This window comes from Paenibacillus favisporus, from assembly GCF_040545415.1.
Taxonomy (GTDB): Bacteria; Bacillota; Bacilli; order Paenibacillales; family Paenibacillaceae; genus Paenibacillus_AQ; species Paenibacillus_AQ favisporus.
Genome location: NZ_JBEPLV010000009.1, coordinates 135,041 through 160,114 on the forward strand (window position 1 = coordinate 135,041; position 25,074 = coordinate 160,114).

At 50.2% G+C, this 25,074-nt stretch carries 21 protein-coding genes and 1 pseudogene; 11 read left to right on the forward strand and 11 right to left on the reverse strand.

Translation table 11 applies throughout. The annotated features are described in order from the left end of the window. Positions 1-16: 16 nt before the first annotated feature. On the reverse strand, positions 17-796 hold the full coding sequence (locus tag ABID47_RS31580; protein ID WP_354502954.1) for a DJ-1/PfpI family protein: 780 nt from the start codon (positions 794-796) through the stop codon (positions 17-19). A 318-nt stretch (positions 797-1,114) separates the two neighbouring features. Between ABID47_RS31580 and ABID47_RS31585 the strand changes: the two genes are divergently transcribed. The 3 genes from ABID47_RS31585 (at position 1,115) to ABID47_RS31595 (ending at position 3,813) form a co-directional block, all read left to right on the forward strand. Then, positions 1,115-1,630, forward strand: coding sequence for a WD40/YVTN/BNR-like repeat-containing protein (locus ABID47_RS31585; protein ID WP_354502956.1), 516 nt, complete (start codon positions 1,115-1,117; stop codon positions 1,628-1,630). Beyond that, on the forward strand, positions 1,627-3,123 hold the full coding sequence (locus ABID47_RS31590; protein ID WP_354502958.1) for a WD40/YVTN/BNR-like repeat-containing protein: 1,497 nt from the start codon (positions 1,627-1,629) through the stop codon (positions 3,121-3,123). Before ABID47_RS31585 ends, ABID47_RS31590 begins: the two co-directional genes overlap by 4 nt. Positions 3,124-3,261: 138 nt before the next feature. Further along, entirely contained in the window at positions 3,262-3,813 is a 552-nt protein-coding gene (locus ABID47_RS31595) for a GNAT family N-acetyltransferase (protein WP_354502960.1), read from the forward strand. 89 nt (positions 3,814-3,902) lie between these two features. Here ABID47_RS31595 and ABID47_RS31600 read toward each other — a convergent pair whose 3' ends face one another. From ABID47_RS31600 to ABID47_RS31640, 9 genes and pseudogenes are all read right to left on the reverse strand, one after another. Next, the gene (locus ABID47_RS31600) at positions 3,903-5,402 is read right to left on the reverse strand and encodes an ABC transporter substrate-binding protein (protein ID WP_354502962.1); all 1,500 of its coding nucleotides are present in this window, start codon (positions 5,400-5,402) and stop codon (positions 3,903-3,905) included. A gap of 36 nt (positions 5,403-5,438) precedes the next feature. Continuing rightward, a complete protein-coding gene (locus ABID47_RS31605; RefSeq protein WP_354502964.1) occupies positions 5,439-6,200 on the reverse strand; it encodes a response regulator transcription factor in 762 nt (253 codons plus the stop codon). After that, on the reverse strand, positions 6,175-7,935 hold the full coding sequence (locus ABID47_RS31610; protein WP_354502966.1) for a sensor histidine kinase: 1,761 nt from the start codon (positions 7,933-7,935) through the stop codon (positions 6,175-6,177). Before ABID47_RS31610 ends, ABID47_RS31605 begins: the two co-directional genes overlap by 26 nt. 159 nt (positions 7,936-8,094) lie before the next feature. Then, on the reverse strand, positions 8,095-9,591 hold the full coding sequence (locus tag ABID47_RS31615; RefSeq protein WP_354502968.1) for an ABC transporter substrate-binding protein: 1,497 nt from the start codon (positions 9,589-9,591) through the stop codon (positions 8,095-8,097). An 81-nt stretch (positions 9,592-9,672) separates the two neighbouring features. Continuing rightward, positions 9,673-10,602, reverse strand: a complete 930-nt coding sequence (locus tag ABID47_RS31620) for a carbohydrate ABC transporter permease (protein WP_354502970.1) — start codon at positions 10,600-10,602, stop codon at positions 9,673-9,675. 13 nt (positions 10,603-10,615) lie between these two features. Further along, positions 10,616-11,572, reverse strand: a complete 957-nt coding sequence (locus ABID47_RS31625) for an ABC transporter permease (protein WP_354502972.1) — start codon at positions 11,570-11,572, stop codon at positions 10,616-10,618. 260 nt (positions 11,573-11,832) lie between these two features. After that, positions 11,833-12,711 carry an alpha/beta fold hydrolase gene (locus ABID47_RS31630; protein WP_354502974.1) on the reverse strand — a complete coding sequence of 293 codons (879 nt, stop codon included), beginning with the start codon at positions 12,709-12,711 and terminating at the stop codon, positions 11,833-11,835. A gap of 206 nt (positions 12,712-12,917) precedes the next feature. Then, a pseudogene (gene pdxR, locus ABID47_RS31635) lies at positions 12,918-14,012 on the reverse strand (MocR-like pyridoxine biosynthesis transcription factor PdxR); the annotation flags it as partial. A gap of 27 nt (positions 14,013-14,039) precedes the next feature. After that, a complete protein-coding gene (locus tag ABID47_RS31640) occupies positions 14,040-14,336 on the reverse strand; it encodes a winged helix-turn-helix domain-containing protein (protein ID WP_354502978.1) in 297 nt (98 codons plus the stop codon). A 465-nt stretch (positions 14,337-14,801) separates the two neighbouring features. Between ABID47_RS31640 and ABID47_RS31645 the strand changes: the two genes are divergently transcribed. The 4 genes from ABID47_RS31645 to ABID47_RS31660 all read left to right on the forward strand — a co-directional run bounded on the left by ABID47_RS31645 (position 14,802) and on the right by ABID47_RS31660 (position 18,755). Next, positions 14,802-15,473 carry a helix-turn-helix transcriptional regulator gene (locus ABID47_RS31645; RefSeq protein WP_089547296.1) on the forward strand — a complete coding sequence of 224 codons (672 nt, stop codon included), beginning with the start codon at positions 14,802-14,804 and terminating at the stop codon, positions 15,471-15,473. 41 nt (positions 15,474-15,514) lie between these two features. Next, complete coding sequence (locus ABID47_RS31650; protein WP_354502980.1) at positions 15,515-16,690, forward strand: MalY/PatB family protein; 1,176 nt, start codon at positions 15,515-15,517, stop codon at positions 16,688-16,690. A 34-nt stretch (positions 16,691-16,724) separates the two neighbouring features. Then, on the forward strand, positions 16,725-18,251 hold the full coding sequence (gene nhaC / locus ABID47_RS31655; RefSeq protein ID WP_354502982.1) for a Na+/H+ antiporter NhaC: 1,527 nt from the start codon (positions 16,725-16,727) through the stop codon (positions 18,249-18,251). A gap of 117 nt (positions 18,252-18,368) precedes the next feature. Beyond that, on the forward strand, positions 18,369-18,755 hold the full coding sequence (locus ABID47_RS31660) for a RidA family protein (RefSeq protein WP_354502984.1): 387 nt from the start codon (positions 18,369-18,371) through the stop codon (positions 18,753-18,755). A gap of 132 nt (positions 18,756-18,887) precedes the next feature. On the opposite strand, the gene ABID47_RS31665 is transcribed toward ABID47_RS31660, so the two are convergent. Continuing rightward, positions 18,888-19,499 carry a nitroreductase family protein gene (locus ABID47_RS31665; protein WP_354502986.1) on the reverse strand — a complete coding sequence of 204 codons (612 nt, stop codon included), beginning with the start codon at positions 19,497-19,499 and terminating at the stop codon, positions 18,888-18,890. Positions 19,500-19,829: 330 nt separating this feature from the next. On the opposite strand from ABID47_RS31665, the gene ABID47_RS31670 reads away from it, so the two are divergent. The 4 genes from ABID47_RS31670 (at position 19,830) to ABID47_RS31685 (ending at position 24,958) form a co-directional block, all read left to right on the forward strand. Then, on the forward strand, positions 19,830-21,962 hold the full coding sequence (locus ABID47_RS31670; protein WP_354502988.1) for a GMC family oxidoreductase: 2,133 nt from the start codon (positions 19,830-19,832) through the stop codon (positions 21,960-21,962). A gap of 171 nt (positions 21,963-22,133) precedes the next feature. Next, positions 22,134-22,991 (forward strand): SDR family oxidoreductase, encoded by an 858-nt coding sequence (locus ABID47_RS31675; protein ID WP_354502990.1) that lies wholly within the window; start codon positions 22,134-22,136, stop codon positions 22,989-22,991. Positions 22,992-23,233: 242 nt separating this feature from the next. Further along, positions 23,234-24,160 carry a VanZ family protein gene (locus ABID47_RS31680; RefSeq protein ID WP_354502992.1) on the forward strand — a complete coding sequence of 309 codons (927 nt, stop codon included), beginning with the start codon at positions 23,234-23,236 and terminating at the stop codon, positions 24,158-24,160. Positions 24,161-24,412: 252 nt separating this feature from the next. Further along, complete coding sequence (locus ABID47_RS31685) at positions 24,413-24,958, forward strand: helix-turn-helix domain-containing protein (protein ID WP_354502994.1); 546 nt, start codon at positions 24,413-24,415, stop codon at positions 24,956-24,958. Positions 24,959-25,074 lie beyond the last annotated feature (116 nt).

The following is a 25,074-nucleotide window of genomic DNA, read 5'->3' on the forward strand; positions in this document are numbered from 1 at the left end:
AAGGAACAGCGTTTGCTCATTTTACAGCTGTATTCTTGAAAAAGTCGATGGGCGTCGTGCCTTCGGCTTTCCATACCGTGCCGCGCTGCTCGTACTGGAATAAGTTTTCTACAGCGTTAGCGATCTGCGGCCCCAACTCGCGTTCGACCAAGTATAGAGCTACGTCCAATCCCGAAGTCACGCCTCCGCCGCTGACCAGGCGTGGTCCATCCTCAACGACTCTGGCCTCTACCGGGATCGCACCCGCTGCACCTAACGCAGCCATGCCAATCGGATTGGTCACGGCATGCCGGTCTTTCAGCAGTCCATCCATCGCAAGCAATAAGGAGCCTCCGCATACCGTTGCTACCGTAACGTCTTTATCGTTCATTGCCTGTTTAATCATACTGGTTAAGGACGTTTGCTTCGCCTTCCAAAGAAGGTTCGGAATGGTATCAGGAGTATTTCCCGCCGGCTTGCCAGCAGCACCAGGCACCACAATTATTCCCGGTTGATGGGGGTCCAGCTTGGATTTCGCTTCCAGAGAGGGTCCACCCAGTCCGCTCGGAACAGAACGCTTGCCTTCTGCGGACACCAGTTCGACCGTCACGTTGTCACCGGAATACATACCCGCAGCGGTAAATACTTCATAGGGTGCCAAGGCGTCGAGCAAATCGAATCCATCGAACAGCACGACTTGAACATGAAGATTATCCTTCCTGTTTTGATTGTCTGGTGCAGCATTCGCACTTGCGGCGGGGACAGCCAGACTGAGTACCAATGCCAATGACAAAAATAATGCAAACATCTTTCTCATTTCTGAATCTTCCTTTCTCTTCGCACCAAGCCCAGGCAATATAGCTCATGCGTTTTTTATTAGCAGTAGAATCATATCAAGCGAATATCACAAACGGCGTTCTATAAAAGTCACAAAAGGATCAACAACTCCTCACAATCCATGTAGCCATGAAAATATGAAAATCTTGACTCCAAAACGAGAACAAACCTTAACCCATCGCACTAAAGCAAACTCTATAATAAAACTTGTCATGAACAATCTTAAGCCTTGGACGGCTAAAGCACAGGAGATTTATTTTACAGACTGTTTTTTGCGCGGATGAAGGAGGCGTTAAACATGAAAATAAGACGCAGGCATTTCAGAGCAGCAGTCCTTGTGTCCATTTTGGCAGCCGTTCTTACGGGGTGTGCTAAAGGGGCGGAACCAGCAGCGGCCGCGCTGTCTTCGGCTGATATCCCCATTCAGCCGCAGCAGGGAAAGGAGCTCATTTGGAACGGGAAAATCTCGTATGATCTCCCGGTCATCGATTTCGTCGATTCCAAAACAGGATTTGCGGTCAAAGAGCGCACTGACGCTCAACTAAGGCTGCTGTCCACCCAGGACGGCGGGACGCATTGGAAGGAACAGAATTTGCCTGGGAAGTATATACGCAGCCTGGATTTTATCAAAGCCAAAACCGGGTATGCTTTGGTCGAAGACAACTGTTTCAGCAGCGCAGGACAGCTGCAGTGCAAACAGATCCGTCTGCTGAAAACAGGAGACGGCGGCAGCAGCTGGATACAAAATGGAAGTCCGAATCCCAAGAGGACCACAGCCAAGGCACTCCCATTCTGCATAAATTGTCGTTTGTGAATGAGAAAAGCGGCGCGATGCTCGTGAACGGCCGCCTGCTGCTCACACAGGATGGGGGAAATCATTTTAAAACGGCTGTGTTTGGAATCAAGGACTTCAAACCGATCAGCGCCAGTTTTCCGAAAGCCGGCACCGGTTATGTGGTCGGAACGGTCGGCAAGGATGATACCAAGCTTGCTGTTGTAAAGACCAATAATGATGGGCGGACATGGTCCAAACAGCTGGACCTCTCCGCGGAGGATTCGCCTTTGTCCGCTTTTCAAATCCAGTTTGCGAGTGAAAATACCGGATGGCTGCTGACAAATGAGAAGGGGATGCTGAGCGGTGACGTTTACCGTACTGTTGACGGTGGTAAGCATTGGACTAAAATGAGCACACAGCGGACGGGACGTCCTTATGTAAACGGTATTCAGCTGATCGACGGAAACACTGGCGTAATTTCGCTGCACCCGGGCGCGGGACCGATCGAAGGAGGTATTTGGCTGACAAAGGACGGCGGCCGCAGCTTTACCAGCGTGAGCAAGGCGGTGGCGGTAAATCAGGTACAGATGGTGTCCGCTAAGGCAATATGGGCCGCCGTCGACGGGATGAACGGCTCCGATTTTCTCATTCACTCGACTGACGGGGGAATAAGCTGGCAGGAGTCTTATCCGCTATCCGAGCCGTATGGCAGACCGACGGAGGACATGGCTTTTATCGATCGCCAACTCGGATTTGGCATCGGCACCCAACTGGACAGCGGTAAGGTACTGAAAACGATTGACGGTGGGGCGAGCTGGAAGATCATCGCTTCCCTGGATTCTTATATCCGGCTCGAGAAAATCAGCTTTGTCAGTGAGAAAGAAGGCTTCATGATGGCCTTCCGGGATAAAGACCCCCAGCATGTTTTATTGAAAACCCAGGATGGCGGGCTCACCTGGCATGAAGTTTCCAGCGAATCGCTGAACAAGCTGGAGATCGCCAATATTTCAGCCTTCCGGTTTTTTGACACAAATCATGGTGTCTTGTTCGCCACTGGAGAAGGGAAGGCTATTTATCGCACTTCGGATGGCGGAAAGACCTGGGGAAAAACGCTGGTGAGCAAAGAAAATAGTGAGATGCAAGTCGCCTTGACCTCCTATTCCAGTGGATGGCTGCTGAAGCAGATGGACACCAAGGGAAGTCTTGAGCTCATTCACTTCAGGGCGGACCATTTGGAGGAGACGGTATTGACGCTGGACAAGGACTGGTATCCGGACGCTGTCTATTTTAGCGATGAAACGCACGGGTACATGCTTTTTGAAGATTTCGAAGCCAAAGACGGTGTGATTACCCGCCTACTGAGGACTGCTGACGGGGGCCGCACCTGGACGGATCATCCTTTTCCCGCAGATGCCGAGATGATAGACGTCCGATCGATCGGCTTTTCCGATCCGCAGCATGGCTGGATTCAGTTCCTGCAGGGAACTGCCGTGACGGCTGATGGCGGGCTGAGCTGGTCCGTTCAGCAGTGATTATCGACAGGGTTAGCCGGAAATCGGAGAAGCTGAAAACATGTGCCCATTTGCTGCCGCCAAACGGCGGTTTTTTTTATCCTTCGCTTGAACTAAAATCTAATTAAATTGAAGTAAGAAGAACAGGGGGATTAGCACATGCAAGCATTGCCGACCATTCCACTAGACAGGCTGCTGTTACGTCCTTTTTGCCTAGACGATGCCAAGGCTGTTCAGAAATTAGCCGGAGATCCATACATCGCTGACATGACGTTATATATTCCTCATCCCTATGATGATGGCATAGCGGAGAAATGGATCGCATCCCACCAAGATCAGTTTGAGCAGGGACGATCCCTCGAGCTGGCTATCGTACATAAGGAAGGACAATATGTGGTCGGAGCAATCTGCATCGCATTCCATCCGCCATTTGACCACGGCGAACTTGCTTATTGGGTCGGGAAGCCCTATAGCAATCTTGGTTATTGTACCGAAGCCGCAAAAGGAATCGTTCGTTACGCCTTTGAAGAAATAAGGTTAAACCGCGTATTTGCGCGTCATTTTGGCAGGAATCCCGCTTCGGGCAAAGTGATGGCTAAGGTGGGGATGAAATATGAAGGCACGTTACGACAGCATGCTAAAAAGCAGGGGAAATACGAGGATCTTATGTATTATGGACTGTTAAAAGAAGAGTATATTTCAATGAAATGACCGGCAGCAGGTCACATGCAGCATGACCGGCTGCCGGAACGTATCAATTAAAGAACGGATTTCACGCGGAGAGTTGAATTCGCAAACAGCTACCTGCTGACAGCACGCCATGCATCCAGCTGTCTCTGTACTTCATTACGTACTTCATCAATGCCCGCCTGTTTCAGTTCATGATTAAACTTGGGGAGGATTGCGCCAACATCGACGGAGCCCGTCATCAGGCTGGGGTAGTATTTCTGCCAGACCATCTCAATATTATCGGTTTGTGCCGTCATTTTGCTAAGATCCGGCGTAAATCCGAGCACGGCCGACTTGACGACTCCGGCGTTATATTGACGGAACTGCTCCCATTTATCGAGGGGATCCGGGTAGTCGCCGCCCATCGTATTCAGGATAAACCAATTCCCTTGAGTATACTGGACTCCAGCATAACGGGACGAGGCATCGGCTCCATCCTTATCTTTTGAGGAGATGGGGACAACCTGCCCTTTGTCATCAAGCGTGTAGTGCACGCCCTCAATACCGTAATTAAATAAATTCCGTATTTCCGGATCCGTGTTTAACAGATTCAAAAACTTGATGCTCTCGGCGGGATGCTTGGTGTTGGCATTGACCGCCATAATTCCTCCCCGGACCGATTCCGTAGTGACAACGCTCGGCGTAACAGGATTCGCCACAACCTTGTAGCCGCGGTCCTTGCTCCAGGTCGTCTCTGAAAGGGGACCGCCGCCGGAGGATTTCCAGAATACTTTGGCTCCCCGCTTCAAACCTCCAGGCTCCCGCAGCGCCGCGTCCTTGTTAATGAAGCCTGCCTTGTAATAACGTCGCAGCGTATCCAGAATCTGCCGCGCATCCTTGGTTTCGAATATATTGACGACCTCGGCGCTCGGATCCAGCGATTTGATCATTAAGGGAATCTTGTTATTCATGACGTACTCATAACCGTCGAGTGCGAAGAAATTGTGCGAATCCCGATCGAGTTCCATCGGCACGTAATCCGGTTCTTTTTGTTGAATCATCCGAAGAAGAGGTTCAAGCGATTCCAGGGTATCGTACTTGGAAATGTCGATATGGTATTTATCCACGATGGAAGCAGGGTACATCCACTGATCGCGCACAGCCAGCTCCTTATTGGTCGGAATGCCGTATATGCCGCCGTCATTCATGCGAACTCCCTGCCAAAAGATCGGATCTACCTCGTCGTACATCTCCTTGCCCAGTCCCTGAAGGTAGTCATCCACCCTCAGCCAGGCACCGCGCATTGCCGTGGGGGCGTAGTCGGGAACAAAGGCGACGTCGAATGGACTGCCGGCGGATATGAGCGTGTGCAGCCGATCTTCATATTCCTGCCAACCGACCTTGATGTACGTGACGGTGACGCCGATTTTGGGTGCCATGATTTCGTTGATCTTATCGTTGACGAGCTGCAAATCCTTATCAGGTTCCCCAATCGTATAATAAATCAGATTGACCGGTGCGCCGTCATCGGAGTCGCTATTTTGGCCGGACTGACGAAAGCAGCCTGTCGACGATAAGAGCAGCAGAATCAGAGAGAGGGTCATTAAGACCGGCTTGTGTCTATAATTCATGACCACCAACAGCCTCCTTTCTGAAAAGTGCGCAGCTTAAGCTTTTCCGCGGAGCTCGGAAGGAGACTTTCCGAAAAAGCTATGAAAGTGCGTATAGAAATAATTGAGATTGTTGTAGCCGACGGAAAACGCGATATAAGATATTTTTTCTTCGGTTGAGCGGATTCGGTCCTCTGCGAGCAGCATCCGGTATGCCATGAGGTACTCCGAAAACTTCATTCCGGTTTCTTTAAGAAACAGCTGTCCCAGGTAAGTACTGTTCATTTGGAAGCGCTCCGCTACGGATTTTAACGTGATGTTCTGGGCGTATTCCATCTTGATCATCAGCAAAATGCGGTTGACCAGCTTGGAGAGGTGCTCATATTGAACCCCTAATACGGGATCCCTGTTCAGGTCCTCGCTGTTCTTATCACCGATCGTACCGTTTAGATCCTCGACAATGATTTTCTCAATGACTTGCTGCAGCTTGGTGCGCTCCACCGGTTTGAGCAGATAGTCTTTGACGCCGCAGCGAATGGCTTCCTGCGCATATTTGAATTCACTATAGCCGCTCATAATAATATATTTCGTGGGGATCTTAAATTCGTTAAGCCTGCTGATGGTCTCATACCCGAGCGTCTTGCCAATGCAGACATCAAAGATGGCCACGTCCGGCTGCAGGTCAATCACTTTGGTCAGGGCTTCCTCAGTCGTTTCACACGTTTCAATGCGGCCAAACCCGTATTGGTTCCAGTCCAGTATCCGTTTCATGCCCTCCAAAATTTGAGGCTCGTCATCCACAATCATCAACTTGTACATGTTCAATCACCTCTTTTGATATCCGTACCGCAATCTTGACCCCGGCTTCCTCGTTATTCGCAATTTGGATCGTACAGCCGTCCCCATAGAAGAAATGAAGCCGCGTGTATACGTTGCGAAGACCGATACTTCCGGAGGAAGCGTCATCCTGGTTAAACAGCGTGCGACGAACGGTATTTAAACGCTCCGCCGGGATCCCCTGCCCGTTATCCACAAATTCAAGCACATAACCGTCATCGGCTTCCCAGCCATTAACGACGTACAAATTAAACTCATGAGCGGCATCGAAGCCGTGGATGAAGAAATTTTCCGCGAGCGGCTGCATCCAAAATTTCACGGTCGGGATCGAGAGGAGGGCCGGTTCGACATTGACCTGATAATAAAAACGTCCTGGATACTTAAACTCCATAATCTCTAAGTATTTCTGCAGCAGTTCCAGCTCGCTGGCGATCGAAATGATATTTTCCTTCTTCACGATTTCGCGGTAGAGCGTCCCTAGAGTGGCAATGGCATCGGCGGTATCTGTGTCCCGGTTGACCAGCGCAGTAGAGCGGATCACCTCCAGCGTATTGTACAGGAAGTGCGGATTAATCTGGTTCTGAAGCGCTTTCATTTCGGTTTCCTGCTGCTTTATTTTCAGCAAATACTCATTGCGGATGTACTTATCCAGCTGCTGTATCATATCATCCAACTCACGGGCGATCATACCGTATTCGTTTCTCCGGTACCGGGCCGGGAGGCTCGTCGTAAAATTGGCCGTTTTGACGCGTCCGATCGACTGGATGATGCGGTGCAGGAAGAGGGCATCATCCCGTAAATTGTAGACAATGAGCAGCAGTACGCTGACCATCGCGGCCAGCACGATCAGGAAGAGGGTGATCAGCATCCCGGCATGCTGACGAATCAGCGTGGACAAATCGATGATGCTGACGAATTTGAAATTAAACTTGGTGGAGGCGAAGGTGACATAAAATATCGGCTTCAGCATTCCCCTTGAAATAATGCCGTGTGTGCGTCCATTTGCCGCAGCCAGCCGGGACATTTGTTCCAAATCTTCGCCGTGTCCGCCGATCAGGTAGATATCGCCGGCAGCACTGACGGCCGCAGCTTCGCCAACCCGGAAATTTTGGACTGATCTGAAAACTTGCTCACTGCTGACCAAAAAGCGCAGCTCTCCGAATTCCTGAGAGCCCAGCGTAGGATTCGACAGTTTCTTGCGGTATACGAAGCCTTTCGTAATCGTGTCATGAAAAGCCTCGTCCTTATTCGGAAGTCCGAATGTGTAACTGGCGATACCGTTATCGTTAAACCGTACTACATTGCCGTATTCGCCGGTGTGCAGGCTGATCTGCGTGATCTCGCCCTGCGCCCAGCTGTATAAGTAGGTCTTAAGATCTTCGGGAAAGGAAACCAGCGGCTGCGAGTAGATGCTGTGATCCAGCCTGCTCGTCAAGTAACCTTCAGCACTGCTGCTCGCAAAGCTTCTGGCATCGTCGAGTAATCCCGGATTGGAGTAAATCCGCTGCATGTAAGCCTCGATACGGTCGGCGTCATACTGCAGTTCATTCTCCACGCGCGAGAATGCGTTCGCCGCCTCGATCCGGGCATTGCCGACCCATTGGTTGAGCAGCATGGCACAGGTCAGTGTGCCCAGCGTGAGTCCGATGCTCACGACGAAGATGACATAGGCGATAAACTTGTGGCGGTAAATTTTGATTTGCAAAAAAGAGCCCATAAGACACCTCGATTGACAGCAACTCGTCGAAAGCATGAATGCTAATCCCAATGTATCACGATTAGTGCAAAGGTACCACGATTAGTACGAAACTTCATCGATGGGAAGGAAAAAGCATCCCTTAAGAGAGTCTCATTAAGGGATGCGCTTCCATTTCTTTTACTTGAAGTAGTTATCGATTTGCTCTTGAGCCACTTTCATGATCGTGTCCATGCCGGCCGACTTCAGTTCAGCGGTAATCTTCGGCACCATTTTCTCCGGATCGGATGCTCCGGTAATGAGTTCATACTTGTATTTGTCCCATACGGCCTGGCAGTTTGCCACTTCGGTCTGCAGATTGCTGATGTCCAGTGCGAAACCAAGGATCGTGGAGGAGGAGGCCGCTTCGTTCAACTTTTTAACCTGTTCCCATTGATCTTCCGGAGCGCCTTTCGTCACCGCCAGATTAAAGAACGTGCCTTGGGTGTAAGCAGCCAGCGGCCAAGTATCGGTTGTACGCTCGATGACCTTTTCGCCGTCGACGTTCTTGTAGTCTACGCCCAGCTCGCCAAAGGCCAGCATGTTGCGCAGCTTCGGATCGGTGTTAACCAGTTCAAGGTATTTTAATGCTTCCTTCTGATATTTCGAATTTGCCGAAATCGCGTTCAAAGAACCTTGGATTGTACTTGTGGTGTAGATGGGTCCATAATGCTGAACCATGTCGTATTTCTGGACGTTATCATTGATTTGCCAGCTGATTTCGGCGCCAGGGAAGGCTTGTGCCGCAAAGAACGGTCTGCCTTTGTCAGCTTCGGTTTTGGTCGGAGCATCCGGATTGATGATGCCGTCTTGATACCATTGATGCAGAAGTTTCAGGTTAGCCATAACGTCAGGCTGCTCCAGAACGGAAACGACCTTGCGCGATGCATCGTCCGCTTTCACGCCAATCGGAGGGAAGCCCAGCGTTAAATCGTCATAATCGTTAAAGAATCCGTTCAGGCCTTCGCCTTGGGTCATCGGCAGCGGGTAGAAGCTTTTGCCTTCGCCGGCCTTCATATCATGAAGCGGCTTATCCAGATCCTGCAGCGTCTTGATGTTGTTGATGTCGATATTGTACTTCTGCACATACTTGTCATCGAATACCCAATACTGCGTCAACGCGGAATCTTTATAGGTCGGTACGGAGTAATACTTTCCGCCGATTTTGGTGCCGTCCCATACGTTTTGCGGAATCAGTTTGTACAGGTCAGGCGTTTCGCTTTGTACCAGATCGGTAATATCGGCAAAAGCGCCCATCGCAACCTGCTTGCTGTACTTTCCGCTGTTCGTGAACATGATGTCGAAAGGCTCGCCGGTATTGACGATGGTGTTCATCTTCGTGTCCCATTCGCCCCAGCTGGCGACCTTGATGTCCACTTTCACGCCGATCTTTTCGGCTGTGTAGGCATTCATGGCGTCAACCGCCTTGCTGAAGTTGCTCGGCACCTGGCCGCCGATCGTCCACCAGACGAGCGTCGGAACATCCTTGGTCGTTGTCGAGGAGTCCTTCGACGGCTCCGTGGTTGGCTCCGATCCATCGGCTGTAGAAGCAGGCTTCGAGCCGCCGCAGGCCGCCAGAGCTGTGGCCAACAGGGTCAGCAAACAGAGCGTCGAGATGAACCTGAAAGATCTTTTCATTCCAAATCCCCCTTATAGATGTTGAATCACCGTGATAGCAGTGATTTATCATAAACCAAGATGTCTTGGCTTATTTCGTCATTATCCTTTAACAGCACCGACCGTAAGCCCGGAGATAAAATACTTCTGGAAGAACGGGTAGGCGCAGGCTACAGGCAAAACGATGAGGATCGCCACAGCCATCCGCGCGGATTCCTTCGGCATCGTCGCGACAAGCACGGCGTAGCTGACGCCCATACTTGCGGCATTCTTTGCCAGGGCATCGACGTTGCTCATCAGGCTGTTGAGCAGGGCCTGCAGCGAGTACAGGTTCTGGTTGTCGATATATAGCATCGATTGAAACCAGTCGTTCCAGTAGGCGAAGCATAGAAACAATCCAATCGTCGCGATCACGGGCAGCGAGATCGGGAGGACGATAGAGAAGAAGATCCGCAGCTGGCTCGCGCCATCGATTTCCGCCGATTCGATGAGTCCGTCGGGAATCGTGCTTTTGAAAAACGTTTTGCAGATGATCACGTTAAAGGATGAGACGGCCAGCGGCAGAATCAGAGCCCAGATGCTGTCTTTCAGACCCAATAAATTTGTATTGATAAAGTAGCTGGACACCAAACCGCCGTTGAACACCATCGGAATGAATACGATCCAGGTCAGAAACCCCTTCAGCTTGTAGTTGGGGCGGGAAATGACGTAACCCATCGATGCGGTCAGCAGGACGCCGAGCACGGTCCCAATCACAGTGACAAGAACCGACACGCCAAGCGCCCTCAAAATCGTCGTCCCCTGCTTGGCGATATAGGCGTATGCATCACCCGATAGTACGGTCGGCAGTATATGATATCCCGTCTCACGGATCGAGTCTTCGCTGGAAAATGAGATGGACAGAACCACAACGACAGGAATGACACAGATCAGCGCCAAGATGATAAATATCAGATGGAAAATGACGTCGACGACTCTGTGGGTACGATTAAATTTCTCCAGGCCCGTATCGTAAGCCGTTCTTGTTGACATCGACCCTACCTCCTTACATCATTGCGCTTTCCGGATCGATTTTGCGGACAATCCAGTTAGCGATCAGAATGGTGGCACAGCCCAAGACGGACTGCACGAATGCTGCAGCGGAGGCCATCCCGACAGTAGCGGTTTTCAGCTGCTTGTATACCATGACATCGATAGTCGTAGACACGTTGAACAAGGAATTGGAGTCCCTCGTGACTTGGTAGAACAAGCCGAAATCGGTGTAGAAAATGCGCCCGACCGCCAAGATGAACATCATGACGATGACCAGCTTCAGCATCGGCAGCGTAATAAATCTCGTCTGCTGCCAAATTGAGGCGCCATCGATAACCGCGGCCTCGTAATAGGTGCTGTCAATGCTCGTGATGGTGGCCAAGTAGATAATCATTCCATAGCCAAGGCCTTTCCAGACGTTTAAGAGAATCAGGAAGAACGGCCAGTATTTCGGTTCCATGTACCAGTTCACCGGATCGCTGCCCATACTGACGAGCATTTGGTTGACGATCCCCTTATCGAAGCTTAGGAAAGCCCAGCCTACGGCGGATACGACCACCCAAGATAAAAAATAGGGAAGGAACATCATCGTTTGATAGATTTTGCTGGCCTTCCGGCTGTGCAGCAGTCCTACCATAATGGCGAATAGAACAGGGAGGACGATGCCTAGAACGATAAAGATCAGGTTGTAACCAATCGTGTTGCGGATAATGATCCAAGCATCGTTCGATTTGAACAGGAACTCGAAGTTTTTGAAGCCGATCCACGGGCTGTTGAACACATTGCTCAGGAATCCGCCGCTAATTCTAAAATTTTTAAAGGCGATAATGATCCCGAACATAGGCAGAAAGCAGAAGAGGATGTACCATATGGTCGTCGGCAAGGCGAGCAGGGTCAGTTCCGTATCCTGCTTGTGCCAACGTGGACGTAAGCGCTTACGATTGTGGCTTTGCTCGGCTTTTGAACTCATGTTAGTCACTCCTTCCAGTGGTTTCTCTATTGCAGCTTGCGCTTCGTAAATTCATTGTATAAAAGGAAGATTCCATGCTTCCAGATAACAAACTTGATACTATAGTCAAAAAACGTTAGGTGAACATGAAATTTTGTCGAAATAAACGCATTAAGGCACCCGGTTCCTACGACCGAATGCCTTTTTTAAATGGTGAATTAAGAAGCTTATTTGAATGATAATCGAAGGTATCATCTTGAAAAGCGTTAGCCGAACATCTTCTAACTGTCCAACAAATTAGATACGAGCCAGGGCTTGATGACCGGTAGAACGGTCTCCGGGTGCATGGCTTTGGTATGGTCCATCCCGTCTCCCGTTAAGATACGAACGTCCCAGCTCATTTCTTCCAAAGCTTGTTGGTTTCGCTGCAATATCCCGGCAATGTCCACAGTGACGCCGCCGAAGTTTTCCCCATACACGATCGTATCTTTCTCTCCGGCAAAAGTCAGCTTTGGAACGGCCGGGTTCAGACTCACCGCCCGATCGTCAAAATCCATCAAATGCTGGTACAGCGTCATAAACTGCTTGGTCTGATTTGTGTCGATCTTGACCTGAACCTGGTCCCAATCCACCTTTTCCGGACTGCTCGAATCCTGCCAATCTTTCATTATAGGGGTATTTTGATTGCGTACAGCTTGTTCATAAGTACTGCGGGTCACCACCATCATTTCTTTATAGGGCCCGTCCAATGGCGGAAATCCGCCCATGATCAAGCTCTCCAGCCGCTCCGTGCGGATAGCCAGCTGCAGCCCGACCAGCGCGAGCCAGGAGTAACCATAATAGCTAAAATGGCGGATATTCATTTCATCAGCGATGAACAGCAGATCTTCTACAATCTGCTCTGGTGTCAGATGGTCGGGATTGGGGTGCTTCATGCGATGGCCTTCATAGTCAAAGTACAAGACTTGGAACATATCAGCCAGTCCCTCGAGGAAATGCTGTCCGGATTCGGGGTCGACACCCCACAGCTTCAGGCTTTCAGCTTCTTGGCCGTACACGGATTCCTTGGCGACAGGCAGCATAATTGTTTTGCCTCCGGATCGTCCTGCCAAACCAACTTTGATTTCGGATGAATCCTTGAGCTTGATGACTTTTTCCATTTATTTCACTCCCCAATGGTTTATACAGTCATCATATAACATTCATGCAATCTTTCGGTTTCGCGGGTTTACTTCCTTGATATACTTGAATGATTTGCAAAATTATATTGTTGTAGCACTTGAAGGTTTAACTTTAAACTCGAGTGCCGGCCATGGAACTGTATTGATCGAAACGAAATACCAGTTTAATAAACGTAAGCTATATCTCAGATCCTTCTCCAAGATTCGGTAAACTGCTGGATTCTACGCAGCCCTTCAGCTATTTCCCTCTCTGTCAGATTCCCGTATCCGAGTACCACCTTGCCGGGGGAGCGACCTTTTAACACTGCATAGTCTTCAAAAGATGAGAGGCGGACGCCGAGCCCCTCCATGTTGTGCCAGTCCATCGGCCCGTAAGCATCCTGCTTAAAATGGAGCTGGACATGCATTCCAGCTTCGTCACCCAGCAGTTCAACGCGGTCGCCGAATAAGCGGCGGCATTGTTCCGCGATATATACGCGTTTTCGTTTGTATATCGCTCTCATTTTGTGAATATGCCTGTCAAAATGCCCGTCCAATATAAAACGCGCAAGTGCCGACTGCATGATACCGGAAGTTGTCAGGTTTAGCTCCGTTTTGGTGCGAATGACCGGCTCGATCAGTTCCGGGGGCACAACGAGGAATCCGATTCGCAGGGCGGGCGACAGCGTTTTGCTAAACGTGCCTGCATAGATGACCTTGCTCGGGGCAAGCAGCTGCAGTGGAGGGACCGGCCCGCCTTTATGCCGGAATTCGCTGTCATAGTCATCTTCAATGATATAGTGACCAGCCTTTTCAGCCAGCGCAATAGCCATCTGTCTCCGTTGAATCGAGAGAATACTGCCTGTCGGGTATTGGTGGGAAGGAGTTAGCACAATCATACCGGCAGGGAAGTTATGCTCAATCCGGTGGATCTGCATTCCTTGATGATCAACCTCGACCGGATGGATGGTATAGTTTAATCTTTGGAATATATCACCGACAAACCCGATCGTCGGCTCTTCCGTGTAAACCGTATGAAAACGGTCCGAAAGGGTAGACGCCAGCAGCAGAATTCCTTCGGAGGTCCCCGACGTAATGACGATTTGGTCCATGCTGCACGCCATGCCTTTTACACGGTACAGATAACCGGCAATGGCCTCACGCAGTGCAGGCAGCCCCTGAATATTGCCATACGAAAATATGTCTTCCGCCGCCGAATCGGTAATTTCCCGTACGTATTTGCTCCAGAGCCTGCGGGGAAAATGAGACAAATCGGGCAGACCCCCGTCAAAGTCAATGAGCTTCGGTTTCTTAGGATCGGACTCAGATCAAGCGGTTGATGCTGAAGAAGGCATAGGGTCGATTTTCATAGCTTTGCGGGTTTCGATGCCCTCAGCGACAAACGTTCCGGAACCGGCTCGGGACGTCAAATACCCTTCGGCGGTCAATTGCTCATACACTTCGATCACGATGTTGCGCGCTATCCCAAGGTCCAAGGCGGCCCGGCGCGTCGGCGGCAGCTGGAGACCGGGTGCGAGTGCACCACTCTCAATTTCCTGACGCAGGTAGCTGCATAGCTGCTTGGTGACCGAACCTGCCCCTGCAGCAGCTCTAAATCCGAACATAGCCATGTCTCCTTTACATTGGTTCTTCCTATAGATAATTTTCCGACTCCTATGATGACCAATTATAACCATTATACGGAAGCTGAAGAACACGCACAAAGGGAATGAAGGAATGTTTAAACGTGCAATGGATGCCGAGGTTGGGCAGATTGCCGAGCTTGTGGCTTTGAAAGAAGAGGAATTGCCATATTGATTAACGTAATATATATTATGTAAACCTAAAACGATTTGATAAAAATTTATCATGCTGAAGCCGCCTGCCCGGGGCTTTTTTTCGCTATTAAAGCCTGGGTAATCCATGTCCTCATCAAAAAAAACAATTTCCGACATGTTTCGCGCAGTTTTGCAAAAAAGTGATTGAAACCGTTTTAAAAATGTAATATACTCTTATCACGATAATAAATTATTATATGGATAAATTTTATAACGACACATAAGGTTTACAAGGAAGGAGATCACCCGTACATGAATGATAACCGGCAGTTCCTTGAGAAGTTTTTTCCAATTGCCTCATTTATTGCGGCTATTATTGGGCCCAAATGCGAGGTCGTAGTCCATGACATTAGCGATCCGGAACGATCGATTATTTTTATTGAGAACGGTCACATCAGCGGGCGTAAGGTAGGAGACGCGTCAACGGACTTGGTCTTGAAACTGCTGAAAGCGGAAGCATACCGGGAAGAACAGTTTATCGCCAACTATAAGGCTTCGGGAAAGATGGGGCAAAGCTTCAGATCGTCCACCTTTTTTATCAAAAATGACGACAACGAGCTCGTCGGGCTGATGTGTCTGAACATTGACATCACCCACATGGAGGCTGCCGCAGAATGGATTCAGCATATTTTACAAGGCGGTTCGCCGCTTCCTCCAGCTTCAATTGAGGCTCCGCAGGAGGACAAACAATCTAAGGAATATTTGCAGGGCAACGCGGATGATCTGCTTACTCATATGATCGCATCCGTAATCAGCAAAATAAACATTCCTGTCGACCGGTTATCCTCACAAGAGAAAATCGAGCTCGTGCGTGAGTTAAATGAGCAGGGGGTATTCTTGCTGAAAGGCGGCGTTTCCCAAGTAGCCGCAGCATTAGCGATATCCGAGCCTACTGTCTACCGTTATTTGCAAAAGCTTAAGTAATCAGGAACTGGCATACGCAGGATCAAGGAAAGGTGACATCAATGAAATATAATTTTGACCACATCATCAGCAGATACGGAACGAACAGCGCCAAATGGGACGGAATGGCCCAATTTCAGGGGGAGGACATGATCGCACTGTCTGTCGCGGACATGGATTTGCCGGCGCCGCCGGCCGTGGTGGACCGGATAACGGAAATGGCCAGACACGGCATTTACGGTTACACCGATCCGTTCCCGCCATATTACGAAGCGGTACAAGGCTGGCTGTCCAAAGCCTATGATTGGCAGGTACCGCAGGAATGGATCGTATTCTGCCCTCGAATCGTACAAGCCGTCTCTGTCCTGATTCAGAACCTGACGGAGAAGGGTGACCGCATCCTCATCCATACACCTGCTTATCAACCCGTCGCGAAAGCGGTTGCGATCAATGGCAGAGAGCTGGTTGAAAGTCCGCTGCAGCTTGTGAACGGACGGTATGAGATCGATTTTGTAGACATGGAAGAGCAAATGAGGGATGGCGTGAAGATGGTCATGCTCGTTTCCCCGCATAATCCAACCGGAAGGGTCTGGACGATCCAAGAGCTGAAGCGGATCAGCGAGCTGTGTATCCAATACGACGCACTGATTGTATCCGACGACATCCATGCAGATTTCATCCATCAGGGATACGAGCATACCGTGATCGCCAAGCTGACGGAGCAGGTGGCAGACCGTTCGATCATTTGCACATCCCCGGGAAAGTCGTTCAATCTCGCGAGTCTTGAAATCGCCAACATCATCATTCCGAACGCACACCTGCGGAAACGCTTTAAAGATGGGCTGCAGCAGGCAGGGATTCATAATCCGACTTTTTTTGCCGTGCCTGCCCTGGAAGTAGCCTATACGGCTTGCGATAAATGGCTGGATGAGATTCGCGCTTATATAACGGACAACATCGCATATACGATCGATTTTATAAAATCACATATGCCCGAACTTAAAGTCATCCAGCCTGAAGGCACCTATTTATTGTGGGTGGACTGCACCGCCTGCGGCAAGGTTGAAAGCGATTTAGTGGAGTGGATTCAAAACAAGAGCAGAGTCAGTGTCAGCTACGGAACCTCCTTCGGGGCGATTGGTGAAGGTTATATCCGGCTAAACATTGCCGCTCCGAGGTCACTTCTTCGGGATGCCCTGCAGCGTATGGCAGATCACTATCCTTTGCACGAAAAGTAGTTCACAATTCATTTATCCCAGGGGGAATACATCGATGACAGAGCAAACGAAGGGAAAACAAATTAAAGAACCGACGCTTTTTTTAGCCTTACTTCCGATCATAACGATGGTGGTGCTGCTGTGCTTGGGATACGTCATGTTCGAGCTGCCGCCTGAACCGCTCATTATCGCTTCAACGGTTGTAGCGGGGATCATTGCGGTTAAGCTGGGGCACAGCTACAACGATATTTTGAATTCTATCGCCCAAAAAATTGCCAAAACGATGCCGGCCATTCTAATCCTGATTGCCGTAGGGTTGATGATCGGGGCATGGATGGTGGGCGGCACGATCCCGATGATGATTTATTACGGGCTTAAAATCATCAACCCGCAGTTTTTGCTCATCACCGCCTTTTTGGTGACGTCGGTCGTATCGGTCTGTACCGGTACGTCCTGGGGCTCGGCAGGAACGATCGGGGTAGCGTTTATGGGCGTGGGCGCCGGACTGGATGTGAATCTGGCAGCCGTTGCCGGCGCGGTGGTTGCCGGTGCCTACTTCGGTGACAAGCTGTCACCGCTCTCGGATACGACGAATATTGCCGCGCTGTCCACAGGTGTAAACCTGTATGAGCATATTGGTCATTTGCTGTACACGACGCTGCCTTCATTTATCGTGGCCGGAATTGTGTATGTCATTACGGGGTTGAACACGCATACGGCAGGTGCAGGTATCCCTGAAAAAGTAGGGACCATTATGGATACGCTGGGCACGATTTACCACTGGAATTTACTGCTCATCGTCCCGATACTCATCGTGTTGTACGGCTCGATCCGAAAAAAGCCTACGCTGCCGGTCATGCTGCTGTCTTCAGCCTTTGCGATGGCAAATGCCCTGATTTTCCAAGGCTTCACATTGCATGATGTCGTAAGCTCCGTATTGAACGGATTCGACATCGCGATGGTTCACGTTCAAGGATTCGACTCGGCTGCGGTCATCCCGGATGTACCGAAGCTTCTGAACCGCGGCGGAATGAACTCCATGATGGGAACATTGTTAATCTGTTTCAGCGCAATTACGTTTGCCGGCACCATATCGCTCACCAAATCGCTTGAGCTGATCGTGAACCGAATCCTGAAGCATGTACGCTCGACAGGGTCCATGATCGTTGCAACGATCGTGACCGGATTGACGATGATCGGCGTCACAAGCAACGGCCAAGTGTCCATCCTGATGCCGGGCGAAATGCTGCGCGAAGCATACATCCGCCGTGGACTGCATCCGAAAAATCTCGGGCGGACGGTCGAAGACTCCGCTGCGATTACGGAACCCATTTTGCCATGGACGGCAGCAGGCGCCTACATGGCCGGTACGCTGGGCGTCGCAACGCTCTCCTATCTGCCATGGGCCATGCTGTGCTGGACAGGGATCATTTTCGCCATGATCTGGGGCTTCACCGGTTTTGGGATCGCCAAGCTGACGCCGGAACAGCAACAAGAAATGCTGCAAGAATATGACGGTCCGAATGCAGAAGAAATGAATTCGGAAACGATGGCCGCGGCAAAGGCAGCCCATACGAACTAACGATAACCTTAATTTCCATTCAGGTACTTGCAAAAATACAGGTTGACGCTGACCAGGTTTTTGCAATTCCCATAAACATTTATACGTGCTTTCAAGCGCGACAAGGAGAGAGAAACTATGACATCACAAGAGAGACAAACGATCGCAACAACCGAAGCTCCCGGAGCCATCGGACCTTACTCCCAGGCAGTTCAAATCGGAAACATGCTAATCACATCCGGACAGCTCGGAATGGACACGAAAGGCGTATTTCCGGTATCTGTGGAGGAGCAGACACAACGTTCACTCCTCAACGTAAAAGCGATTCTCGAATCAGCGGGCTTTACCATGAACGATGTGATTAAAACGACGGTATTTTTGCAGGATATGAACGATTTTCAGAAAGTCAATGAGGTGTACGCCACGTTCTTCACAGAACCTTATCCGGCACGCAGTGCGGTTCAGGTAGCCAAGCTGCCAAAGGGTGGTCTGGTCGAGATCGAAGTGATTGCCGTTAAGGCTTAAATTAAAAATATAGACATAACAGCCTCTTGGTTCTCCAAGGGGTTGTTCTCTTTTCACGGGATTAGATGCAGCACAATAAAAGCTGGCCGAACTTGGCCAGCTTTTTAAATAGATGCGATGGAGCGGCTTACTTTACTCAAATTTTCCCTCAAAAACAAGCTCGTTCAGTGGGCGGCGGTCATTCGGCACTTCTCGCTGCTGGATCGCTTCCGGAAGTACGGATTTATCGCCCAGATAGCCGAGGGCAATCACGGCGTGAAGCTCGATGTGATCCGGTACGTTCAATAATTCACGGGCTTTATTGCGGTCAAAACCGCCGATGGCATGCGTATGCAGACCGAGGATTGTCGCTTGAATCGCCAAGGAAGCCCAAGCTGCGCCGGCATCGAAGGCATGCGCACCGTTCGGGTCGCCGTTTTCTCTAAGCTTGTCGGAAGCGACCACAATGAGAATTGGCGCACTGGACGCCCATGTTAAATTGAATTCGTTTAAAAATGAATGAAATGTGCTGAGCTGCTCTTCGGTTTTAGCGACGATAAAGCGCCAAGGCTGATCATTATAAGAGGATGGAGCCCAATGTGCGGCCTCAAGGATGGTATAAAGGTCCTGATCACTGACTTTGCGGGTGGAAAAAGCCCGTGTAGACCAGCGATTTAGAAATAGCGGGCTTACCGGGTATTCGGATTTGCGCTGTCCTTGCACCTCCGGCAAAATTTCATTGACGATGGATTGAACGCTGCTCATATACGATTTCTCTCCTTTTTAAATAAATATCTGCAGTATTGTCATTGCTGCTTACTTAAACTTACGTACTTACAAATTAAATATAATTAAATATATGATTTAACTTGGATATAGTCAAATCAAAATCTTTAATGGATGATTAGGTATAATTGCAGAATGAGCATGGCCGCAAGCAGGGTTTAGAGACGAATAAAGAGAATATTAGATGCATCACTTAGAATGAGAACGGTTACGATGAATCGGTAATTTTGCATGAAGCACAGTTTTAGTCTACGAATGTATCGAAAAACCAAAAAGCGACAATTCGAAGGAGAAGAAAGGTGGCAGCAAATGAATCAGAACAATCAAACATCCCGATTAGTCGAGTGGCATCCCATATTGGAAGCGGTTTCTAATCGATTCATCCCGGAAAATGAGTGGCCGTCTGCGGCCGGCGGAGGTGCACTCGTCTATATGGAACGTAGGGCAAATGAGGATCCTTCAACTTGGAACAAGCTGATCGAACCCGGCCTCCGCGCACTCGAGTCGGAAGCGTTGGCCCGGTATGGGCACGCATTTTCAGAACTGTTCGGGGAGCAACAGGATGGATTGCTGCAGGATGTCCAGCATGACCGCGTCCGCGATTGGCCTGTTTCGTCCGCAATGTTCTTCAACGCATTGTTGGAGCTTGTCGTCGAAGGCTACTATGGAAATCCTGAATCCGGTGGGAATCGCGAAGGTAAATCATGGGAAATGATCGGTTTTCGGCCAGGTCCGGTATCCGGCGAACAGGGACCGCCAGTCGAAGCCGATTTGCCTTTACGAACACTCGATCAGCTACAAGACCGCTACGATGCCGTCGTTATCGGAGCCGGAGCGGGCGGATCGGTCGCGGCGGCGGTACTGGCTGAGTCGGGCATGCGCGTTCTCGTCATCGAACGCGGCCGCTGGCTTCGGTATGACCAGGTAGGCCGGGACCATTTGCGCAACCACCGTCTGAGCAAATTCGGCCACAACACCGGACCTGATCTGGAGGGCAGTCCGCGTACGTTTCTTGCTGAGGCTGGGGAAGAGAGAATCACAGCTCCGCATGAAGGAGATTACCACAACAATGCCATGACGGTTGGCGGCGGTACGCGGGTGTACGGCGCTCAGGCGTGGCGGTTCCATCCGGAGGATTTTCGCATGGCAAGCCACTACGGCATCCCGGACGGGAGTTCTCTTAGCGACTGGCCGATCTCGTACGAGGATCTGGAACCTTATTATGTGAGGGCCGAATGGGAGGTGGGCGTATCCGGTGACGGGAACGCCCACACCGGGCATGCCAAGCGGAGCCGGCCTTACCCGATGCCGGCTATGCCCTTGACGACGGAAGCGCGGCGGCTGGCGGAAGCGGCAGCCCGTTTGGGATGGGACGCCGGATCGGTGCCGCTGCTGATCAACTCGGTCGAACGGGACGGCAGGCCGGCATGCGGACAGTGCGGCCAATGCGTTGGCTTCGCTTGTCCAACCAACAGCAAAAACGGGGGACATAACACGATGCTCGTCCGAGCGGCCACCACCGGTAACTGCGATATCATCTGCGATACGATGGTGGAGCGGATTGAGGCGGAAGGCGGGAAGCGGGCCACCGGGGTACGGCTGGTGCAGGAAGCAGGCGGGAAGATCCGGCGTCAACTGGTGGCAGCCGGTCAAGTCATCGTAGCCGCCGGCGCGATCGAAAGCGCGCGTTTGCTGCTGAACTCGGCTACCGATGCAGAGCCGGACGGCATCGGCAACCGTTCCGGCCAAGTCGGCCGGAATCTGCAGGGGCATGTCTACACGGGCGCGTACGGTCTCATGGACGATCCGATCCAGGACGGTCTTGGCCCTGGTGTCAGCATCGCTACGCTTCGCTTCGCCCATGACAATGGCGGCGGCGTGATCGGGGGCGGACTCCTCGCCAACGAATTCACCCGGCTTCCCCTTATCCATTGGTACAGGGCACTTGCTCCAGACGCTCCGAGATGGGGGCTGGCAGGCAAAGAAGTGATGCGTGACAGCTATTTGCGCACCAGTCAGATCCAGGGACCGATTCAAGAGATCCCGACGTCGGAATCGAGAGTACGTCTCTCACGAACGGTCAAGGACCGTTTCGGTATGCCAGTCGCCCAGCTCTCGGGCCAGGTCCATCCGGAGTCGCTGCGGGCGGCAGCGATGCTGGGCGAACAGGCCGAGAAGTGGCTCTGGGCTGCCGGTGCGCGCCAGATTTGGCGAACGACTCCGGGAACCGGGCTTAGCGGCGGACAGCATCAGGCAGGCACGCTTCGGATGGGGGATGATCCCGCCACTTCGGTCACCGATCCGACGGGACGCGTACACGGTTACGACAACCTGTGGGTGAGCGACGGATCCGTGCATGTAACCAACGGCGGAGTGAATCCGGTACTGACGATTCTAGCTTTGGCATTCCGCACTTCGGAAAACATCGTGAAGCATAGCTAAAACGGTTATCAGCAGTAAATACCAGAATGTTAGTGAGATAACCCTCCATCAATTGGCATGAGGAAAGTTCGGTTATAACCTTTTTTTACCAATTGATTGTGGTAGGATGATTGTATATGGAATCGAAATGATTCCGCACGCAGACTACCTTTCTGAAAGGAAGCACATCGGATGAAGCTGGTTATCACAGGAGCCACGGGAAACTTAGGCGGGCTCGTTATAGACCATTTACTGAAAAAGATTCCGGGAAGCCAGATCATTGCAGTCGTTCGAAAACTGGATCAAGCTGCTTCGCTAACGGAGGCAGGGCTGGAAGTCCGCCAAGGCGATTACAACGATCCGGGAACACTTCGCGCAGCCTTTGAAGGCGGGACCAAACTGCTGTTTGTATCCAGTCCGGATACCGATGATTCGCTGCGGATCGTTCAGCATGCCAATGTGATCAAAGCTGCCAGAGATGCGGGAATTAGGCATATTGCCTATACCAGCTTCGCTTTTGCCGAGGAAAATCCGTTTGCACTCGTTCATATGGCCACCGAATATGCCATCCGCGCAACCCATATCCCATATACCTTTTTGCGAAATGGCGGATATGCGGAGTTTTTCATCAATGACCACCTTCAAGCAAATGTAGAAAGCGGGGCGATCGTCACCAACACGGGCACAGGGAGAGTGAATGCGGTCAGCCGCAGTGATCTGGCACTTGCTGCCGCGACGGTACTGACCGGGGAAGGACACGAAAACAAGCAATACACGCTGGTTTCCAATCGTCCATGGAGTTTCGATGAGTTGGCGGAAGTTCTCTCCGAAGTATCAGGTAAGCACATCATCCATCAAAAGGTTTCTTTCGACGAAGAGAAGGCTATGCTTGTTCAAGCAGGCTTATCGGAATCTTTAGCTCAAACGACGGCCTTTATCTATAACACTGTTGCAGAAGGAACTATGGAGAAAACGACCGACGATTTACATCAATTGATCGGATATCAGACGACGCTTAAAGAACTTATAACAAAAGCTTTGCAAGCCTAGGCAAAACGGGTAGACAGCCACTTGAAGTGTTCATGTCCCCTGCGGACTGTATTCCTAGGTAACATTTATTAAGGGCAAAGGGTGCGCTGGTTCACCTGATGCTCTTTTTTTGTTGCGTCCGATCGTTCCCCTTACGTGACAACCGCGTAAGTTTGGTGTAAGAAAGAACCCTAGGAGAAGTATGAATCTTGGGATAAACTTGCATGAGATACCCACTCATTTCGCAATAGGGAGCAGAATTTATGGGAAAGAATCGCAAGGTTATCCTGATCATCACCATCCTTTATACAGTCCTCATTTTGTATTTTATGTTTTTTGCGTTTGGCAGAATCGGGGCATCGCACCAGATAACAGAGTACGAATTTATTTTTACGCCCATTGATTTTTATCATGTACCGGATTTGCCTGATTTGTTTCGATTTTCCTTAATGGCTCTGTTTGGTTTTGGCAACTTCGCTGCATTTATTTCTTTCGGCTTTTTGATTCCGATGTTGTTTCCCATGCGCTACGTTCGATTTATTACATTGTTCTTTTTGTCCATCATGGTGGTCGAAACGGTACAGATGCTTACTTATCTGGGCAGCGGCGATATCAACGACGCGCTTCAAAATTCAATAGGTGCTTCCATCGGATACGCGGCATTCAAATTAGGCTCAAACGCAAAAACGATAAAGAAGCAGCTTGTGATTTCCGGATTTTCCGCATTGTTCATTTTCGCTGCCGTATGGGGCTGCTGCGAAGTGATCGAAACGGCGCTGACAAAAAAAGAAGGACCTTTCGTTGCAATCAACGAAGTGAAGAACGCAAGTGGAAATACGGTTCAACACACAGCACCATTTCGTTTTGAATTGGGCGGCGAACAGGTGCTGCCTCAGTACAATGTGTTCAGTTTCAAACAGCAAACTGCAGCAATTTACACCTCTGAACTAAGTGGAAAAGATATCATCCTCTACTTCAAGTATGGAGCAACAGGTAAGCTGGGAGGAACGCTTGCGATTACGGTCGATGGGCAGCAGCTCCTGCTGACAGAAGCACCAACCTACCAAGAGGGAGCTGCTGATACGTACGAAATTCCAATTGAAAAAGCGAATAAACTTACAATCACCATTAAGGGAAATGCGAGATTGTGGGATCTCGGTTACAGGGAAATGCAGTATTTCTGGAATTAGTGCTTGCTGATGCGAAAAATAGAAGTCGTTTATATTTAATAATATAAATCATTAATCAGATTAATCACAAACAGGGAGTGTCCTAAATTAGGATATTCCCTGTTTTTTTGCTGTAAATGGTAGTTTTCCGGCCTACCGCACACAGAAAAAAATGCCTGAATACATTGGAAAATTTTATTGACAATCGTCATTAAATATTGTTTCATTTTATTAAACTAAGTTGAATTTCATTCTATTTAGGAGATCAATGTGATGGAATTGGGGAGTAAGATCCGAAAAATTCGCAAGGACCAAAATCGGACCCTGGACGAAATCGCCCATGCCTGTGGCTTTACCAAAAGCCTGCTGTCCAAAATCGAAAACGGAAAAACGGTGCCGCCCATCGGCACGCTGATCAAAATCGCCGAGGCGCTTGGAACCAAAATATCCATTTTGCTTGATGACAGCGACCAAAACGGGACGGTGTATACCACAATGACGGGGACCCTGGATAAGATGGTCACGTCGGAGAAAGGATATTCGTTTTCGGCCATTGCGGCCGAGCGGCCCGAGAAGTTGATGCAGCCCTTTTATTTTGTAGCGAAGAAAGGGAAGACGGAGAAGCGAACGGTCTCCCATATCGGGCAGGAATTCATTTATGTGCTCGAAGGGACCATGATTTATTATGTCGGCCAGGAAGCTTATACACTGCATGCCGGCGACAGCCTGTATTTCGACTCCTACGAAAATCATAAATATACGCCCATCACAGATGAAGTAAAGTACTTGTCGGTTTTCTGCTCGGATTCCAAAGTTTGAGTCCGTCTAACCGGCAATGCTCGGTAAGTTGATGTCTGTCCTTGTTGTCACATGCTCATACAGGATTCTTGTAAACGGTTGGCAGCGCCATAACCTTCAATTTACTTGAAACCCGG

Bases quoted from the DNA above. Each gene is read 5' to 3' on its own strand.
- ABID47_RS31620 (WP_354502970.1), bottom strand. From the start codon at position 10,602: ATGTCAACAAGAACGGCTTACGATACGGGCCTGGAGAAATTTAATCGT.
- ABID47_RS31640 (WP_354502978.1), bottom strand. From the start codon at position 14,336: ATGTTCGGATTTAGAGCTGCTGCAGGGGCAGGTTCGGTCACCAAGCAG.
- ABID47_RS31625 (WP_354502972.1), bottom strand. From the start codon at position 11,572: ATGAGTTCAAAAGCCGAGCAAAGCCACAATCGTAAGCGCTTACGTCCA.
- ABID47_RS31660 (WP_354502984.1), top strand. From the start codon at position 18,369: ATGACATCACAAGAGAGACAAACGATCGCAACAACCGAAGCTCCCGGA.
- ABID47_RS31615 (WP_354502968.1), bottom strand. From the start codon at position 9,591: ATGAAAAGATCTTTCAGGTTCATCTCGACGCTCTGTTTGCTGACCCTG.
- ABID47_RS31585 (WP_354502956.1), top strand. From the start codon at position 1,115: ATGAAAATAAGACGCAGGCATTTCAGAGCAGCAGTCCTTGTGTCCATT.
- ABID47_RS31595 (WP_354502960.1), top strand. From the start codon at position 3,262: ATGCAAGCATTGCCGACCATTCCACTAGACAGGCTGCTGTTACGTCCT.
- ABID47_RS31580 (WP_354502954.1), bottom strand. From the start codon at position 796: ATGAGAAAGATGTTTGCATTATTTTTGTCATTGGCATTGGTACTCAGT.
- ABID47_RS31670 (WP_354502988.1), top strand. From the start codon at position 19,830: ATGAATCAGAACAATCAAACATCCCGATTAGTCGAGTGGCATCCCATA.
- ABID47_RS31675 (WP_354502990.1), top strand. From the start codon at position 22,134: ATGAAGCTGGTTATCACAGGAGCCACGGGAAACTTAGGCGGGCTCGTT.
- ABID47_RS31645 (WP_089547296.1), top strand. From the start codon at position 14,802: ATGAATGATAACCGGCAGTTCCTTGAGAAGTTTTTTCCAATTGCCTCA.
- ABID47_RS31680 (WP_354502992.1), top strand. From the start codon at position 23,234: ATGGGAAAGAATCGCAAGGTTATCCTGATCATCACCATCCTTTATACA.
- ABID47_RS31605 (WP_354502964.1), bottom strand. From the start codon at position 6,200: ATGTACAAGTTGATGATTGTGGATGACGAGCCTCAAATTTTGGAGGGC.
- ABID47_RS31630 (WP_354502974.1), bottom strand. From the start codon at position 12,711: ATGGAAAAAGTCATCAAGCTCAAGGATTCATCCGAAATCAAAGTTGGT.
- nhaC (WP_354502982.1), top strand. From the start codon at position 16,725: ATGACAGAGCAAACGAAGGGAAAACAAATTAAAGAACCGACGCTTTTT.
- ABID47_RS31600 (WP_354502962.1), bottom strand. From the start codon at position 5,402: ATGAATTATAGACACAAGCCGGTCTTAATGACCCTCTCTCTGATTCTG.
- ABID47_RS31650 (WP_354502980.1), top strand. From the start codon at position 15,515: ATGAAATATAATTTTGACCACATCATCAGCAGATACGGAACGAACAGC.
- ABID47_RS31665 (WP_354502986.1), bottom strand. From the start codon at position 19,499: ATGAGCAGCGTTCAATCCATCGTCAATGAAATTTTGCCGGAGGTGCAA.
- ABID47_RS31685 (WP_354502994.1), top strand. From the start codon at position 24,413: ATGGAATTGGGGAGTAAGATCCGAAAAATTCGCAAGGACCAAAATCGG.
- ABID47_RS31610 (WP_354502966.1), bottom strand. From the start codon at position 7,935: ATGGGCTCTTTTTTGCAAATCAAAATTTACCGCCACAAGTTTATCGCC.